The 15,485-nt window shown below is 71.0% G+C and carries 14 protein-coding genes; 5 read left to right on the top strand and 9 right to left on the bottom strand.

The window, feature by feature from the left end; all coding sequences use genetic code 11:
• Window positions 1-37: 37 nt before the first annotated feature.
• Both EDC34_RS01945 and EDC34_RS01940 read right to left on the bottom strand, forming a co-directional pair.
• Complete coding sequence (locus EDC34_RS01945) at window positions 38-949, bottom strand: hypothetical protein (protein ID WP_114959154.1); 912 nt, start codon at window positions 947-949, stop codon at window positions 38-40.
• Between the two features lie 57 nt (window positions 950-1,006).
• Window positions 1,007-1,729, bottom strand: a complete 723-nt coding sequence (locus EDC34_RS01940; RefSeq protein ID WP_114959153.1) for an arginyltransferase — start codon at window positions 1,727-1,729, stop codon at window positions 1,007-1,009.
• A 113-nt stretch (window positions 1,730-1,842) separates the two neighbouring features.
• Between EDC34_RS01940 and EDC34_RS01935 the strand changes: the two genes are divergently transcribed.
• Window positions 1,843-2,325 (top strand): EF-hand domain-containing protein, encoded by a 483-nt coding sequence (locus EDC34_RS01935; protein ID WP_114959152.1) that lies wholly within the window; start codon window positions 1,843-1,845, stop codon window positions 2,323-2,325.
• A 208-nt stretch (window positions 2,326-2,533) separates the two neighbouring features.
• Here the strand turns inward: EDC34_RS01935 and EDC34_RS01930 are convergent, their stop codons facing one another.
• Genes EDC34_RS01930 through EDC34_RS01920 form a run of 3 tightly spaced genes read right to left on the bottom strand, consistent with a single transcriptional unit; the run spans window position 2,534 to window position 4,808 of the window.
• The gene (locus EDC34_RS01930; RefSeq protein WP_114959151.1) at window positions 2,534-3,346 is read right to left on the bottom strand and encodes a hypothetical protein; all 813 of its coding nucleotides are present in this window, start codon (window positions 3,344-3,346) and stop codon (window positions 2,534-2,536) included.
• Window positions 3,343-4,218 carry an acyl-CoA thioesterase II gene (gene tesB / locus EDC34_RS01925; protein ID WP_114959150.1) on the bottom strand — a complete coding sequence of 292 codons (876 nt, stop codon included), beginning with the start codon at window positions 4,216-4,218 and terminating at the stop codon, window positions 3,343-3,345. The genes EDC34_RS01930 and tesB overlap by 4 nt, the downstream gene beginning before the upstream one ends.
• Window positions 4,219-4,226: 8 nt before the next feature.
• Complete coding sequence (locus EDC34_RS01920; RefSeq protein WP_114959149.1) at window positions 4,227-4,808, bottom strand: N-acetylmuramoyl-L-alanine amidase; 582 nt, start codon at window positions 4,806-4,808, stop codon at window positions 4,227-4,229.
• A 22-nt stretch (window positions 4,809-4,830) separates the two neighbouring features.
• Between EDC34_RS01920 and EDC34_RS01915 the strand changes: the two genes are divergently transcribed.
• The 3 genes from EDC34_RS01915 (at window position 4,831) to EDC34_RS01905 (ending at window position 8,322) form a co-directional block, all read left to right on the top strand.
• Window positions 4,831-5,355: an alpha/beta hydrolase gene (locus EDC34_RS01915; protein WP_114959148.1), complete on the top strand. Its 525-nt coding sequence runs from the start codon at window positions 4,831-4,833 to the stop codon at window positions 5,353-5,355.
• Between the two features lie 4 nt (window positions 5,356-5,359).
• Window positions 5,360-7,516, top strand: coding sequence for a bifunctional 23S rRNA (guanine(2069)-N(7))-methyltransferase RlmK/23S rRNA (guanine(2445)-N(2))-methyltransferase RlmL (gene rlmKL, locus EDC34_RS01910; protein ID WP_114959147.1), 2,157 nt, complete (start codon window positions 5,360-5,362; stop codon window positions 7,514-7,516).
• A 191-nt stretch (window positions 7,517-7,707) separates the two neighbouring features.
• A complete protein-coding gene (locus EDC34_RS01905; protein WP_132982831.1) occupies window positions 7,708-8,322 on the top strand; it encodes a hypothetical protein in 615 nt (204 codons plus the stop codon).
• A gap of 49 nt (window positions 8,323-8,371) precedes the next feature.
• Here the strand turns inward: EDC34_RS01905 and hemN are convergent, their stop codons facing one another.
• From hemN to queG, 4 genes are all read right to left on the bottom strand, one after another.
• A complete protein-coding gene (hemN, locus tag EDC34_RS01900) occupies window positions 8,372-9,772 on the bottom strand; it encodes an oxygen-independent coproporphyrinogen III oxidase (RefSeq protein ID WP_114959146.1) in 1,401 nt (466 codons plus the stop codon).
• A gap of 77 nt (window positions 9,773-9,849) precedes the next feature.
• Complete coding sequence (locus EDC34_RS01895) at window positions 9,850-10,503, bottom strand: thiopurine S-methyltransferase (RefSeq protein ID WP_114959145.1); 654 nt, start codon at window positions 10,501-10,503, stop codon at window positions 9,850-9,852.
• Window positions 10,504-10,601: 98 nt separating this feature from the next.
• A complete protein-coding gene (gene parC, locus EDC34_RS01890; protein ID WP_114959144.1) occupies window positions 10,602-12,851 on the bottom strand; it encodes a DNA topoisomerase IV subunit A in 2,250 nt (749 codons plus the stop codon).
• A 9-nt stretch (window positions 12,852-12,860) separates the two neighbouring features.
• A complete protein-coding gene (gene queG, locus EDC34_RS01885; protein ID WP_240311032.1) occupies window positions 12,861-13,925 on the bottom strand; it encodes a tRNA epoxyqueuosine(34) reductase QueG in 1,065 nt (354 codons plus the stop codon).
• 82 nt (window positions 13,926-14,007) lie between these two features.
• Here queG and EDC34_RS01880 point away from each other — a divergent pair, with 82 nt between their 5' ends.
• The gene (locus EDC34_RS01880) at window positions 14,008-15,480 is read left to right on the top strand and encodes an NAD(P)H-hydrate dehydratase (protein WP_114959143.1); all 1,473 of its coding nucleotides are present in this window, start codon (window positions 14,008-14,010) and stop codon (window positions 15,478-15,480) included.
• The last annotated feature ends 5 nt before the right edge of the window (window positions 15,481-15,485 follow it).

Below are 15,485 nucleotides of genomic sequence, written 5' to 3'. Positions count from 1 at the left end.
GCCGACGAACGGTCGCTGCGGCCCGCGGCGGGCGCGCTCAGGGCTGCTGCGGGACGAGGTAATACAGCGGCGCCGGGCGGGATTCGCCGCTGGCGTACAGGCCGGCGCCGCCGGCGCTCCAGCCCAGCGCCTCGGCCTGCGGGATCAGCGGCACGTCGTGGGTCTCCGGCGCGCGGGCCACCGCCGCGGCCCAGCCTTCGCCCTCCTCGCGGCGGTAGAACAGCACGCTGCCGTAGGTCAGCACCGCCAGCATGCGGCGGTCGGGAGAGATATCGGCGGCGGTCACCTGCGAGAACAGCGCGGCCACCTTCGGATCCTCCTGGCGCAGCTGTGGGCCAACCTGCGGGACCCCGGCCAGGCGCCCGATCCGGCGCGCCTCTTGCACCCGTCCGTGCGGGTCGGCCAGCGGCAGGCTGAACAGCTCGGGCGGCGTGCGCTTCTTGGAGATCAGCAGCACCTGGCCCAACACCGGGTCCACCGCCACCGCCTCGCAGTCGCGCGAGCCGTCCGGCCAGCGCGCGGGGATCGACCACGCCGGGGTCAGGGTGCCGTCGGCCAGCACCTCCGGCTCCTCGAACACGTGCAGCACGAAATCGCGGCGGTGGCCGCCGTTGTCGCCGGTGTCGGCCAGCAGCAGGTAGTGGCGGCCGCCGAGGGTGAAGCTGGCGATGTCCTCCCAGTCGATGTTGCGCGCGCCGGCCACGTCGAAGCGCGCCAGCAGGCGGCCGCGGGTGTTGATCGCGTACAGGCGCGAGGGGTTGCCGCTGTCGTTGTGCACCCACAGCACGTTCTCGTGCACATGCGAGGCGGCCAGGCCGCTGATCTCGTCCAGCTCGGGGTCGGTCACCAGCCCGGCCAGACGCGCGAACGGCAGCGATGGCGGGGTACAGGCGACCAGGGCCAGCGACAGCAGGGCCGGCAGCAGCCGGTGGGGGAGAAGGCGCGGCATCGCCACAGGATCGCATGCCACCCCGGGATGGCGCGATGCTCGGACGACACGCAACGTTCAGGCGGCGGGCAGTGGCTGCCAGCGGCGCCCGTCGAACGCCTCCAGCGGCTGGAAGCGGCGCTTGTAGTCCATCTTCGGATGGCCGGCGATCCAGTAGCCGAGGTAAAGGTGGCTTCGCTCGCTGCGGCGCGCCCACTCCAGCTGCTGCAGGATGCCCAGCGTGCCCAGCCCGCGCGCGGCCTGGTCGGGGTCGTAGAAGGTATAGACCGCCGACAGCGCATCCTCGGCTAGGTCGGTCACCGCCACCGCCAACAGCCGGTGGCTGTCGCGCTGGCGCAGTTCCAGGAACCGGCTCTCGTTCCAGCTGCCGATCAGGAACTGCTCGAACTCGTGCGCGCCGTGTCCGTCCATGCCGCCGCCGGGATGGCGGAACGCCAGGTAGCGCTGGTACAGGCGCAGGTATTCCTCGCTGCAGGCCGGATGCACGATGTGGGCATCGATGTCGGCATTGCGCGCCAGGCAGCGGCGCTGGCTGCGGTCCGGCTGGAACGCGGCCACCGGGATCCGCACCGGCACGCAGGCCTGGCAGCCGCCGCAACTGGGGCGGTACACGATGTCGCCGGAACGGCGGAAGCCCCATTCCAGCGCCATCGGATACAGCGTGGGCAGGCGCGGGTCGCGCGGGTCCAGCACCAGGTCGCGGGCCTGGCGTCCCGGCCAGTAGCCGCAGGGATGCGGGGTGCTGTGGAACAGCCGCAGGTTGTCGTCGTTGCCGCCCATGCGCGCAGCATAGCGCCGGCGTTCAGCCGCGCGCAGGGATGCGCGGTCAACCGCGGCGCGCGCGGGGCGTTTCCACCAGCACCCCGGAACTGGTGCCGGGTGGAGGAGACACGATGAATAAGTTGCAGCTGCTGGTCCTGGCCCTGGCCACGACCGCCGTATCCGGCCTGGCCCTGGCGCAGAGCGCGCCGCCGCCGCCCGCCTCGCCGATGATGAAGGCCGATGCCAATGGCGACGGCGTGATCACCCGCGAGGAAGCGGCCAAGTACCCGCGCCTGGCGGCCAGGTTCGACCAGCTCGACAAGAACAAGGACGGCAAGCTGACCGCGGACGAGTTGCCGGCCTGGGGCGGCCGCGGCGCGGACGGCCCGAAGGGCCCGGGCGGCGGGCGCGCGATGGACCCGCAGTGGAAGGAAAAGATGGAGAAGATGCGCGCCGAGTGCTTCGACAAGGCTGACACCAACAAGGATGGCCAGCTCAGCCGCGACGAGTTCGCGAAGATGGGCGAGGTCTGCCGGCCGATGCACGGCGGCATGCACCGCCCGCCGATGCCGCCGGCCTCGCCGCAACCGCCGGCGCCGCCGGTGAAGAAGTGACGGCGCGTTAGGGAGCCTCTGATCAATTCAGAGGTTCCCGCCGGCCATGGATGGCCGGCCACGCATCAATCACGCAAGTGATTGATGCGTGTGAGCCGAGTCCGGACCTGTGCCGGACTCGGCGTGGGCTGACAACGCCTGGATGGCGTTGTTCAGACCATCCTTAGCGCCATCGCCCGGTGCGCGGGCGCGCGTTGGTGCGGTCTGGCTAGCGCGCGCCCTGCGCCTTCCCGAGGATGTTCCAGCGGGTGCCGGTGCGCTCCACCGCCAGCATCTGCGCCTGCTGCCCGGCCACGTCGAGGCTGACCTCGCCGCTGCCGCTGCCGTCGGTCATGTAGTCGTGCACCGCGATCGCCAGGCCGTCCTTGCCGGCGCAGGCCGAGGCGGCCAGCACGCGGGTGCGCGGCGGCACGGTCATCGCCTCCAGCACGCCCGGCTTCGGATCGTGGCCGTCCACCGTCAGGCAGGCCAATGCCGGCTTGCGTTGTTGCAGCACCTGTCCGGCCAGCCGCGCGGCAAGCGCGGCTGGCACGTCGATGCGGAAGACCTGCACGTCGGTGATCGCTTCCACCGGCGGCGGGGCCGGACGCGTTGCGATGGTGGGAGCCGCCGGGGCCGCCGCTTCCGGTGATTTGCGCGTTTGCAGCACTGCCAGCCCGATCACCACCGCGATCAGCGCCAGCAGGCCCAGCTTCAGGCGCTTGCCGAACGCCGGGCGGGCCTTGCCGGACTCGTCGCCACGGCTGGCCGTAGGCAGGTAGCTGGGCAGCTCGTCGCGCGAGCTTTCCAGCAGGCCGAGCTCGCGCAGGATCTGGCGCCCGCGCGGCTGGTCCTCGGCGCGCACGATCCAGACCGCGGGGATGTCCTTCGGCGCCTTGCGGCTGTCGTAGCTGAAGTTGCCGCGGCGGTGGCCGCGGTAGCTGCGGCCGTGCTCGATCTTGACCTCGATCCCGGCCTCGCGCAGCAGTTGCGCCACCGCCTCCACGTTCTCGAGGCGCTGGCTGGAAAACACCTTCCTCACGGCGCGGCCTTGTCCGGCAGCACCCGGATCATGCCTTCCTGCGCGGTGCTGGCCACCAGCCGCCCGCTGCGGTCGAAGATCTGGCCGCGCGCCAGGCCGCGCGCGCCCTGCGCGCTGGGACTGTCGATCGAATACAGCAGCCACTCGTCGGCGCGGAAACTGCGGTGGAACCACAGCGCGTGGTCCAGCGAGGCCATCTGCACGTTCGGCTGGTAGTAGCTGATGCCGTGCGGGAAGGTGGCGGTGCCCAGCAGGTGGAAGTCGCTGGCGTAGGCCAGCAGCGCGCGGTGCAGCTCCGGCGCGTCGCCCACCTTTTCGGTCAGGCGGAACCAGACCTGCTGGAACGGCGGGCGCTTGGGCGGGTTGATCTCATCGCGCGGATAGACGTGGCGGAACTCGAACGGGCCGGCGCGATTCAGCCAGCGCTGGACCATGGTCGGCAGCTGCGCCAGCCGTTCCGGCGGCAGCGCGGGGGCCGGTTCCAGGTCCTCGGGTTTGGGCACCTCCGGCATCGACAGCTGGTGCTCCACGCCCGGCTCGGCGTCCTGGAACGAGGCCGCGCAGAAGAAGATCACCTTGCCGTGCTGGATCGCGGTGACCCGGCGCACCGAGAAGCTGCCGCCGTCGCGGGTGCGGTCCACGTCGTAGACGATCGGCGCCTCGATGTTGCCGGCGCGCAGGAAATAGGCGTGCAGCGAGTGCGCCGCGCGCGGCTGGGTGAGGGTCGCCTGCGCCGCCGACAGCGCCTGTCCCAGCACCTGCCCGCCGAACACGTACTTGGTGCCGATGTCGCGGCTCTGGCCGCGGAACAGGTCATCTTCCAGCCGCTCCAGGGACAGCAGCTCGATGAGTTCGGAGACGGGCGCATTCATGCCCGCAATTATACGGGTGGGGCTTCCGTGGCGGGTTGCAGCCGCCGCAGCGCAACGGCGGCCAGCACCTGCGGCCACGGGAAGCGCGGGCCGGGGTCGCGCTTGCGACGCACGGCCACGGCCGGGTCGTCGCTGGCGGGGACGGTCTCGCGGTCCAGGTCCTCGTGCCCGGCGATCTGCGCCAGCGCCGGCAGCTCACCGCGCAACCATTGCAGCAATGCGGCCAGCGCGGCGATCTGCGCCTCCGTGTATGGCTCGTCCATCGCCTGCCGGCGCGAATCCAGCCAGTCGGGGAAGCGGCCGGTGTTGACCAGCTCGATGCCGACGCTGCGCGCGTTCCAGCCGCGGGTGTGGTGGGCGATGCGCGCGGGCGGCGCGTATTCCTCGATGCGGCCGTCGCGGTCGATGTAGTAGTGACCGCTGTTGCCGGTGCCGGAGGCGTACAGCACCCGCTCGCCGTAGGCGCGCGCGGCGGCGAGGTCGGGCAGCTCGGTGCAGTGGATGACCACGGTGTCCACCGCGTCCAGCGCGCGCTCCGCCAGCAGGCTGACGTAGGGCAGGGGGTGCGGATGGATCGCGGGCGCAGACATGCACCGATGCTAGCATTCGCCCATGAGAGGACATTGCATCCTGTCGCACGGCTTCGAAAGCGGCCCCGATGCGACCAAAGTGACTGCGCTGGCCGAGGTGGCCGAGCGTCTGGGCTGGACCCACGAACGCCCCGACTACACCGACCTCGACGCCCGCCGCGAGGTGACCCCGCTGGGCGACGTGCCGGCGCGCATCGCGCGTCTTGCGTCGCTGGCGCAGGCCGCCGCCGCGCGCGGCCCGCTGGTGCTGGCCGGCTCCAGCCTCGGCGCCTACATCAGCGGCGTGGTGTCGTTGCAGGTGCCGGTGGCCGGTCTGTTCCTGATGGCGCCGCCGGTGGTGATGGAGGGCGCGCCGCCGATGCCCGCCGCCGCCGTGCCGACCTCGGTCCTGCACGGCTGGCACGACGAGCTGATCCCCGCCGCGCAGGTGGTGGAGTGGGCGCGCGCGCGCGATGCGCGGCTGTTGCTGGTGAACGATTCGCATCGCCTGTCCGGCCACGTGCAGGCCAGCGCCGAGGCGTTCGCCGCACTGCTGGCGGCGCTGTGACGCCATGACGTTCTTCGCGTCCTGCGGCAAGGGCCTGGAATACCTGCTGGCCGACGAGCTGGTCGCGCTCGGCTGCGCGCGGGCCACTGCCACCATCGCGGGGGTCAATGTCGAGGGCAGCCTGCTGGATGCCCAGCGCGCAGTGCTGTGGTCGAGGCTGGCCAGCCGCATCCTGTGGCCGATCGCCGCGTTCGAGTGCGCCGACGAGCACGCGCTGTACGCCGGCGCGGCCGCGGTGGATTGGGCCCGGCACCTCTCGCCCGGCCACACCTTCGCCATCGACGCGCACGTCTCCGGCAGCGCCATCACCCACGCCCGTTACGCCGCGCAGCGGGTGAAGGACGCCATCGTCGATACCCTGCGCGCCAGCACCGGCCAGCGCCCGGACGTGGACGTGGAATCACCGGACGTGCGCATCCATCTGGTCGTGCGCAAGGGGCGTGCCACACTGTCCATCGACCTCTCCGGCGGCCCCATGCACCGGCGCGGCTGGCGGCGCGTGCAGGGCACGGCACCACTGAAGGAAACCGTGGCCGCCGCGGTGCTGCTGCGCGGCAGCTGGCCGCAGGCCTATGCGGAAGGCGGCGATCTGCTCGACCCGATGTGCGGCAGCGGCACGCTGCTGATCGAGGGCGCGCTGATGGCGGCCGACGTCGCCCCCGGATTGCTTCGCCACGGCGATGCGCCGCCGACCCGCTGGCTCGGGTTCGATGCCGATGCCTGGGCGGGCCTGCGCAGCGATGCCATCGCCCGCGAGGCGCGTGGCCGCGCCGCGCTGCGGCCCTGTTTCCATGGCAGCGACGTGGACCCGCACGCCATCCGCGCCGCCCGCGAGAACGCGCAGGCGGCGGGGGTCGAGGATGCCATTGGCTGGTCCGTGCGCGACATCGCAGGCCTTGCGCTGATGCAGAACCTAAGCGGCGTGGTCGTCTGCAATCCGCCTTATGACGCGCGCCTGGCCGCCGACCCGGCGCTGTATCGCGCGCTGGGCGAAGCGCTCAAGCGCGTGGCGCCGCAGTGGCGCGCGGCGCTGCTGTGCGGCGACGCCGAACTGGCCCATGCCACCGGGCTGCGCGCGAAAAAGCGCTACCAACTGTTCAACGGCGCCATCGAATGCAGCCTGATCGCGGTGGACCCCATCGCCCCGCCGCAGCGCGAAGGCGCGGAGAAGCGCGCGCTGCCGGAAGGCGCGTCCCCCAAGGGGATTTCCTCCGGGGCACAGATGGTGGCCAACCGCCTGCGCAAGAACCTCGACAGGCTGGCGCGCTGGCGCCAGCAGGAGCAGATCACCTGCTTCCGCGCCTACGATGCCGACATCCCCGAATACGCCTGCGCGGTGGACGTGTACACCACGATCGATGGCGAGACCTGGCTGCATGTGCAGGAATACGCCGCGCCGGCCGACATTCCCGAGGCCACCACCCGCAAGCGCTTGAGTGACCTGCTGCTGGCGGTGCGCGAGGTGTTCGGCGTGCCGCGCGAGCGGGTGGCGGTGAAGACCCGCAGCACCGGCAAGGGCGGCTCCAAATATGGCCACTTCGACCATCGCGGCGAGTTCCTCACGGTGGAGGAGGGCGCGGCGAAGTTGCAGGTGAACCTGTTCGACTACCTCGACACCGGGCTGTTCCTCGACCACCGCCCGCTGCGCGCGCGGATGGCGCTGGAGGCGCGCGGCAAGCGCTTCCTCAACCTGTTCTGCTACACCGGCGTGGCTACCGTGCAGGCCGCGGTGCAGGGCGCCGCGCAGACCACCAGCGTGGACCTGTCGGCCACGTACTTGGAGTGGCTGGCGGACAACCTGCGCGGCAATGGCATCGGCGGCACCCGCCACCGCATCGCCCAGGCCGATGCCATGAAGTGGCTGGAAGCCGACACCGGCGAATACGACGTGATCTTCTGCGACCCGCCGACCTTCTCCAATTCCAAGCGCGCCGCCGACTTCGACGTGCAGCGCGACCACGTGCGCCTGCTGCGCGCGGCACTGGCGCGGCTGGCACCGGGCGGAGTGCTGTACTTCAGCAACAACTTCCGCCGCTTCCGGCTGGACGAGGCGGCGCTGGCCGCGTTCGCCAAGGTGGAGGACATCAGCGCCTCCACCATCCCGCCGGACTTCGCGCGCAACCCGCGCATCCACCGCGCCTGGCGGTTGCAGCGACTGTAGAGTCAGGGAAGATCTGAACAACGCCATCCAGGCGTTAGCAGCCAACGCCAGGTCCGGCACAGGTCCGGACTCGGCTCACACGCATCAATCGCTTGTATGATCGATGCGTGGCCGGCCATCCATGGCCAGCGGGAGCCTCTGAGTTGATCAGAGGTTTCTTGGGGCTAGCAGACACACTCAGGGAGACGAGTATGCCCTTTGAACTGCGATTCGCCGCCACGGCCATGGCCGTGGCCCTTGCAGCAATTCCTGCAACGAGCGCGCAAAGTGTCGGCGCGGAGGAATCGGCCAAGGTGTATCAAGCGTTCCTGACCTCATGGCAGGGAGAAGATGAAGCGCCCCTCAATGTGGCGGCAGACGCAGAGCCGCTGTCGCCCCAAGACCTCAAAGAGATATCCTCCTGCGCCGGCGGTGCTGCTGGGTGGAAGGTGGCTGCAACGAGTACTCCACTTGCTGCCCAGCTCAGTGCACTTCCATGGGTCCGTATCGTCAAACCTGGCGAGTCACCAATCGTGGATCCTGCAAAGCTAATCATGCGTGGCGTGCCTGTCGATGAGGCCGTGAAGCAGGGATTCGCCCACGGACTGCTCACTCTCTCCATGGTTGCTTTCGAACGCTCCGGACAGAGAGCTGCTCTCAACTATTCCTTTGTCTGTGGTCTGCTCTGCGGGAATGGCGGCACCGTTCTGCTGGAGCGCACTCAACAGGGTTGGGTGCGCAGCAAGACCGAATGCGGCACGTGGGTGTCTTATTCGGGAAGACCTGGCAATTCGTTCATGCCGATGCCACCTCGTGGTGCCGCTTGACTCAGGCGTCAGGTCCACGGCAGTCAGGCGGGGTTGCCGGTCTTCGGCATCAGACCGCACGCGAGTAGTGCGGCCGGGCGTCGGGGTCGGATGGGGCGAGGTAGCGGTCGAAGCACATCGCGATATTGCGTAGCAGCAGCCGCCCGCGCGCGGTGGCCTGGATGCGGTCGGGCAGCATGCGCACCATGCCGTCTTTGATCAGCGGCTGCAGGCGCGCGATGTCTTCGGCGAAGTAGTGGCGGAAGTCGATCCCGTAGCGGCGCTCCAGCGCGGCGATGGGGATCTCGCCCTGGCACATCAGCGACTGGATCAGCTCGGCGCGCAGTTCGTCGTCCTCGCTCAGGCGCATGCCGCGGAACACCGGCAGGCGGCCGGCGTCGATCGCGGCTTCCCAGCCGGGCAGGTCGCGCGGGTTCTGGCTGAAGCTGTTGCCAATGTGGCTGATCGCCGACACTCCAAGCCCCACCAGATCGCTGTCGGCATGGGTGGTGTAGCCCATGAAGTTGCGGTGCAGCCCGCCGCGCTGCTGCGCGCGCGCCAGCGCGTCGTCGGGCAGGGCGAAGTGGTCCATGCCGATGTACACGTAGCCGGCGGCGGTGAGTTTCTCCACCGCCAGCTGCAGCAGCGCCAGCTTGGCCTCGCCGTCCAGCAGCAGGGTTTCGTCGATCTGCTTCTGCGGCTTGAACAGGTGCGGCAGGTGCGCGTAGCTGTACACCGCGAGCCGGTCCGGCTGCAGCGCGATCACCGTGTCCAGGGTGCGCGCGAAGCCCTCCAGGGTCTGCGCCGGCAGGCCGTAGATGAGGTCGATGTTGACCGAGCGCATCCCCGCCCGGCGCGCGGATTCGATCACCGCGCGGGTCTCGGCTACGCCCTGCACGCGGTTCACCGCCTGTTGCACGGCCGGGTCGAAGTCCTGCACGCCCAGGCTGATCCGGTTGAAGCCGGCGGCGGCCAGCGGCGGCAGCCAGTCGGGCGGGCAGTAGCGCGGGTCGATCTCGATCGAGATGTCGCGGTCGTCGCCCTCGGCGAAGTGGAACTGGCGGCGCAGGGCGTCCACCACGTCCGCCAGTTGGAGGGGGGAGAGGAAATTCGGGGTGCCGCCGCCGAAGTGCAGCTGGATCACCTCGCGGTCGCGGTCGAACAGCGGCGCGATGAGCGCGATCTCGCGGTGCAACCGCGCCAGATACGCCTCGCCGCGGGCGGTGTCGCGGGTGATCACGCGGTTGCAGCCGCAGTAGAAGCACGGGCTGAAGCAGAACGGCACGTGCACGTAGAGCGACAGCCGGCGCGGGATCGGTTCCTCGTTGCTGGCCTGGATCACCGCACGCAGCTGCGCCTCGCCGAAGTCGGTGGTGAACTGTGGCGCAGTCGGGTACGAGGTGTAGCGCGGGCCGGGCCGGTCATAGCGGCGCACCAGATCGGCATCGAAGGTGACGTGCTGGGAGTGCATGCCCGCAGCTTAGGCAGTCGCGGGCGGGAGCGACTTGATCCTGGTCAACCATTCCGGCCGATCCCGGCGGGAGGGGCTCAGCGGCGATCCAGCCGGTACACGCGGGTGTCCAGGCGCGAGAGGCCATCGATGAAGCCGGGGCTGCCGGGCGGGATCGGCCGCTGCTCCAGCAGTTGCACGCGCCAGTGATCGGCATACAGCGCCTCGACTTCCGGCTGCTCCACGCTGAACGGCGGGCCGTCGCGCTCGGCCTGCGGGTATTCCAGGGTGAGCAGCAGGCCGCGGCAGCCCTGCGGCAGGCGCGCGTACAGCTCGCGTGCGTAGCGTTGGCGCATGTCGGAAGGCAGGGCGATCAGCGCGGCGCGGTCGAATACCGCGGCGCACCCGGCCAGCAGTTCGGCGTCCAGCCCGAAGGCATCGCCGCAGATCAGCTCGATGCCGCCGGCGCGGTGGTGCAGGCCGTAGCGGGTTTCTTCGACCTCGGGCATCAGCCCGTGCTCGGCGAAGAACTCATCCACCGCGATCTGCGACAGTTCCACGCCCAGCACGCGGTGGCCCTGCGCGGCCAGCCAGGCCAGGTCCAGCGACTTTCCGCACAGCGGCACGAACACCTGTGCCCCCGCCGGGACGGCCAGCGCCGGCCAATGCTTGAGCAGCAGCGGGGTCGGCGTGGGCTGGTGGAAGCCGATCTCGTGGTTGGCCCAGCGTTGTTGCCAGAAGTCGGGTTGCATGCGTGTCTCCTCGGATCGGCGGCGCCTACCGCCGCGCATCCCGCCACGCGACGCGAAATGCCGCTGCGCGGAACGCGCGACGGCTTCGCCGCCGTAACTCAGGCCTCCACCGCCAGTCCGTCCACCTTCTGCCAGCCGCGCGGCAGCAGGCCGCCGCGGCTGCCACGCGCGCCGAGGTAGGCGTCCAGATCCTTGAATGCCAGGGTCATGGTGCGCGCGCCGGAGGCGACCAGCAGCTTGCCGCCGGCGGGCACCACCGCCACCGCCACCACCTGCTCGGTGCCGCGTTTGGCCTTGGGGATCTCGATCAGCTTGTTGCCCTTGCCTTTGTCCAGTTCCGGCAGCTCCGCCAGCGGGAAGGCGAGCACGTGCCCGGCGCTGGTGGCCACCACCACGCGGTCGCTAGCGGGGTCGTGCACCGGCGCGGGTGCCAGCACGCGCGCACCCTCCGCGAGCGAGAGCAACGCCTTGCCGGCCTTCTGCCGGCTGGTCAGGTTCTCGAACCGGGTGACGAAGCCATAGCCGTGGCTGGAGGCCAGCACCAGGCGGTCGTCGTTGCCGGCGCTGGCCAGCGCCTGGAAGCTGGCGCCGGGCGCGGGGGCGAAGCGTCCGGTCAGCGGCTCGCCGTTGCCGCGCGCCGAAGGCAGGGTATGCACGGCGGTGGAATAGCTGCGCCCGGTGGAATCCAGGAACGCCACCTGTTGGGTGCTGCGGGTGCGCACCGCCGCCAGCAGCCCGTCGCCCTCGCGGTAGGACAGCGCGGCGGCGTCGATGTCGTGGCCCTTGGCCGCGCGCACCCAGCCCTTCTCGCTCAGCACCACGGTCATCGGCTCGCTGGCGACCAGCTCGGTCTCGTCCAGCGCCTGCGCGGCCTGGCGTGCCACCAGCGGGCTGCGGCGGGCGTCGCCGAACTTCTTGGCATCGGCCAGCAGCTCGTCCTTGATCAGCTTCTTCAGCTTCGCCTTGCTTTCGAGGGTGGCCAGCAGGGTCTTGCGCTCGGCGGCGAGCGCGTCCTGCTCGCCGCGGATCTTCATTTCCTCCAGCCGCGCCAGCTGGCGCAGCTTGGTGTCGAGGATGTAGTCGGCCTGCTCCTCGGACAGCCCGAAGCGCGCCATCAGCACCGGCTTGGGCTCGTCCTCGCTGCGGATGATGCGGATCACCTCGTCGAGGTTGAGGAAGGCCACCAGCAACCCGTCCAGCAGGTGCAGGCGGCGCTCGACCTTGTCCAGGCGGTGCTTGAGGCGGCGGGTGACGGTGTCCTGCCGGAACGCCAGCCACTCGCTCAGCAGCATCTTCAGGTTCTTCACCTGCGGGCGCCCGTCCAGCCCGATCACGTTGAGGTTGACCCGGTAGCTCTTCTCGAGGTCGGTGGTGGCGAACAGGTGGCCCATCAGCTGCTCGGCGTCCACCCGGTTGCTGCGCGGCACCAGCACGATGCGGGTGGGATTGGCATGGTCGGACTCGTCGCGGATGTCCTCCAGCCACGGCAGCTTCTTGGCGCGCATCTGCTGGGCGATCTGCTCGATCACCTTGCCCGGGCTGACCTGGTAGGGCAGTTCGGTGATGACGATGTTGCCCTGTTCGCGCACGTACACCGCCCGCGCGCGCACCGAGCCACTGCCGGTCTCGTACATCGCCTGCAGGTCCGCGGCCGGGGTAATGATCTCCGCCGCGGTGGGGTAGTCGGGGCCGCGCACGTGCTCGCACAGGTCGCGCACCGTGGCATCGGGATCGTCCAGCAGGCGCACGCAGGCGCTGACGATCTCGCCCAGGTTGTGCGGCGGCACGTCGGTGGCCATGCCCACGGCGATCCCGGTGGTGCCGTTCAGCAGCAGGTGCGGCAGCCGCGCCGGCAGCCAGCTCGGCTCCTCCAGCGTGCCGTCGAAGTTCGGCGTCCAGTCCACCGTGCCCTGGCCCAGCTCGCCCAGCAGCACTTCGGCGATCGGCGAGAGCTTGGATTCGGTGTAGCGCATCGCCGCGAACGATTTCGGGTCGTCGCTGGAGCCGAAGTTGCCCTGGCCGTCGATCAGCGGATAGCGGTACGAGAACGGCTGCGCCATCAGCACCAGCGCCTCGTAGCAGGCCGAATCGCCGTGCGGGTGGTACTTGCCGATCACGTCGCCCACGGTGCGCGCGGACTTCTTCGGCTTCGCCCCGGCATTGAGGCCGAGTTCGCTCATCGCGTACACGATGCGGCGCTGGACGGGTTTGAGCCCATCGCCGATGAACGGCAGGGCGCGATCGAGCACCACGTACATCGAGTAGTCGAGGTAGGCGCGCTCGGCGTACTCGCGCAGCGGGATCTGTTCGAAGCCGTGGAAGGTGGAGCGGGGGAGTTGGTCGGTCATCCCGGCATTTTACGGGGACGGCCGCGCCGCGTGCCGGGCCAGCGCCCAGGCCACGTGTTCGCGCACCACCGGCGAGGGATGCGCGCGGCGGCGCTCCAGCGCGGTTAGCACCTCGGGCGTGGTCGGCGCGTTGCCGAGCGCGATCGCAATGTTGCGCAGCCAGCGCTCGTGCCCGCTGCGGCGGATCGCGCTGCCTTCGGTGCGGCGCAGGAACTCGTCCTCGTCCCAGGCGAACAGCTCCGCCAGCGTCGCCCGGTCCAGCCCGTTGCGGGCGCGGAAATCGGGCTCGTCGGTGCGGCGCGCGAACTTGTTCCACGGGCACACCAGCTGGCAGTCGTCGCAGCCGAAGATGCGGTTGCCGATCAGCGGGCGCAGGTCCTCGTCGATGCTGCCCTCGTGTTCGATGGTGAGGTAGGCGATGCAGCGGCGGGCGTCCAGCCGGTAGGGCGCGACGATGGCCTGGGTCGGGCAGATGTCGATGCAGCGGGTGCAGCTGCCGCAGTGCGCGCTGGCCGGTGGGTCCACGGGCAGCGGGATGTCCACGAACAGCTCGCCGAGGAAGAACCAGCTGCCGCCGTCCTTGTCGATCAGGCAGGTGTGCTTGCCGATCCAGCCCAGCCCGGCGTTGCGCGCCAGCGCGCGCTCCAGCACCGGCGCGGAATCGGTGAAGGCGCGATAGCCGAACGGGCCGATCTCGGCCTGCACCTGCTCCGCCAGTTTCTGCAGGCGGTTGCGCAGCAGCTTGTGGTAGTCGCGGCCCAGCGCATAGCGCGCCACGTAGGCGCGCTCGCCGTCCGCCAGCGCCTGCCATGCCGCGTCCGGGTCCTGGCCGTAGTCCAGCCCGACCGAGATCACCCGCACGGTGCCCGGCAGCAGCTCCGCCGGGCGCGCGCGCAGGGCACCGTGGCGGGCCATCCAGTCCATCGAGCCGTACAGGCCCTGCGCCAGCCAGTCGAGCAGGTGCGCCTCGTCCTCGCGCAGGTCGATACCGGAAATACCGACGCGCTGGAAGCCGGCCGCGCGCGCCAGGGCGCGGATGCGGTCGGCCAGCGTGGCGGGATCGGAAGCGGACATGCGCGGCAGTATAGGTGGCACACACATCCACACCTGCGCCGGCCCGGGCGCGGCCTGACGGGCGCGGTCTAGAATCGCGTCCATGCCCGCGCCGTTGCCCCTGTTCGATGCCGTCGCCCTGCGCACGCTGGAAGCGCGCGGCATCGCCCTGCTGGGCGGCGATCCCGGCGTGCTGATGGCGCGTGCCGGGGCGGCCGCCTGGCGCTGCGTGCGCAAGCACTGGCCGCAGGCGGCGCGGATCGTGGTGGCCTGCGGGCCGGGCAACAACGGCGGCGATGGTTACGTGCTGGCGCGGCTGGCCCGCGAGGCCGGGCGCGAGGTGCGCGTGCTGCGCGTGGCCGAGCCGGCCAGCGCATTGGCCCAGCGCGCCTGCACGGCCTATCTGGCGGCGGGCGGGGTGATCGCGGGTGAACTCGGCGAGGCCGACCTGATCGTGGACGCGCTGTTTGGGATCGGCCTGTCGCGCGCGCCGGAGGGGCCGGCGGCGGCGCTGATCGCCGCCATCAACGCGCATCCGGCGCCGGTGCTGGCGCTGGACGTGCCCAGCGGGATCGACGCCGGGCGCGGCTGCGCGCTGGGTGTGGCGGTGGTGGCCGATCGCACCCTGCAGTTCCTCGCTCGCCACCGCGGCCTGCGCACCGGCGCGGCGCTGGATCACTGCGGTGAACTGGAGCTGGCGGCGCTGGACCTGCCGGCGGATGTCTTCGAGGGCCTCGCGCCTGCCGCGTGGGGCTACCGCCGCGATGCCCTGGCCGGGTTCTTCCCGCTGCGCCCGCGCGATGCCCACAAGGGCCGGCATGGCCACGTGTTGTGCATCGGTGGCGATGCCGGCAGCGGCGGCGCGGTGCTGCTGGCGGCGCAGGCCGCGCTGCGCTGCGGGGCCGGGCTGGTCAGCGTGGCCACCCGCGAGGCGCATGTGCCGGCGCTGCTGGCGCGCTGCCCGGAGGCGATGGTGCATGCCATCGAGGGCACCGCCGCGCTGCGGCCGCTGCTGGCGCGCGCGGACGTGGTGGCGGTCGGCCCCGGGCTGGGTCAGGGCGAATGGGGTCGGGCCCTGCTCGCCGCCGCGCTGGACAGCGGCAAACCGCGGGTGCTGGACGCGGATGCGCTGAACCTGCTGGCCGAACGCGGCGCGGACCTGCGCCCCGAGGACGTGATCACCCCGCACCCGGGCGAGGCGGCGCGCCTGCTGGGCGTCACGACTGCCGAAATCCAGCGTGACCGTTTCGCCGCCGTCGCCGCGCTGCAGGCGCGCTATGGCGCAGTGGCGATCCTCAAGGGTGCGGGTAGCCTGGTGCAGGCGGACGCGGGCGCACCCGCCGTGGTGTGCGCCGGCAATCCCGGCATGGCCACCGGCGGCATGGGCGATTTGCTCACCGGCTGCATCGCCGCGCTGCGCGGGCAGGGGATGAGTGCCGCCGATGCGGCCGTGGCCGGCGCCCTGTTGCATGCCGCCGCTGGCGATGCCGCCGCGCGCGAGGATGGCGAGCGCGGCCTGCTGCCGTCCGACCTGCTGCCGTGGCTGCGCCGGCTGGCCAATCCGATGCGACGATAGCCGGC

The sequence above is a fragment of the Thermomonas haemolytica genome (genome assembly GCF_004346265.1).
In the GTDB taxonomy this organism is placed as follows: domain Bacteria; phylum Pseudomonadota; class Gammaproteobacteria; order Xanthomonadales; family Xanthomonadaceae; genus Thermomonas; species Thermomonas haemolytica.
Note: the sequence above shows the minus strand (reverse complement) of the source record. Positions and strands in the feature narration are given on the sequence as shown.

Coding starts and splice junctions, on each gene's coding strand:
- EDC34_RS01945 (WP_114959154.1), bottom strand. CDS start 949: ATGCCGCGCCTTCTCCCCCACCGGCTGCTGCCGGCCCTGCTGTCGCTG.
- EDC34_RS01940 (WP_114959153.1), bottom strand. CDS start 1,729: ATGGGCGGCAACGACGACAACCTGCGGCTGTTCCACAGCACCCCGCAT.
- EDC34_RS01935 (WP_114959152.1), top strand. CDS start 1,843: ATGAATAAGTTGCAGCTGCTGGTCCTGGCCCTGGCCACGACCGCCGTA.
- tesB (WP_114959150.1), bottom strand. CDS start 4,218: ATGAATGCGCCCGTCTCCGAACTCATCGAGCTGCTGTCCCTGGAGCGG.
- EDC34_RS01920 (WP_114959149.1), bottom strand. CDS start 4,808: ATGTCTGCGCCCGCGATCCATCCGCACCCCCTGCCCTACGTCAGCCTG.
- EDC34_RS01915 (WP_114959148.1), top strand. CDS start 4,831: ATGAGAGGACATTGCATCCTGTCGCACGGCTTCGAAAGCGGCCCCGAT.
- rlmKL (WP_114959147.1), top strand. CDS start 5,360: ATGACGTTCTTCGCGTCCTGCGGCAAGGGCCTGGAATACCTGCTGGCC.
- EDC34_RS01905 (WP_132982831.1), top strand. CDS start 7,708: ATGCCCTTTGAACTGCGATTCGCCGCCACGGCCATGGCCGTGGCCCTT.
- hemN (WP_114959146.1), bottom strand. CDS start 9,772: ATGCACTCCCAGCACGTCACCTTCGATGCCGATCTGGTGCGCCGCTAT.
- EDC34_RS01895 (WP_114959145.1), bottom strand. CDS start 10,503: ATGCAACCCGACTTCTGGCAACAACGCTGGGCCAACCACGAGATCGGC.
- parC (WP_114959144.1), bottom strand. CDS start 12,851: ATGACCGACCAACTCCCCCGCTCCACCTTCCACGGCTTCGAACAGATC.
- queG (WP_240311032.1), bottom strand. CDS start 13,925: ATGTCCGCTTCCGATCCCGCCACGCTGGCCGACCGCATCCGCGCCCTG.
- EDC34_RS01880 (WP_114959143.1), top strand. CDS start 14,008: ATGCCCGCGCCGTTGCCCCTGTTCGATGCCGTCGCCCTGCGCACGCTG.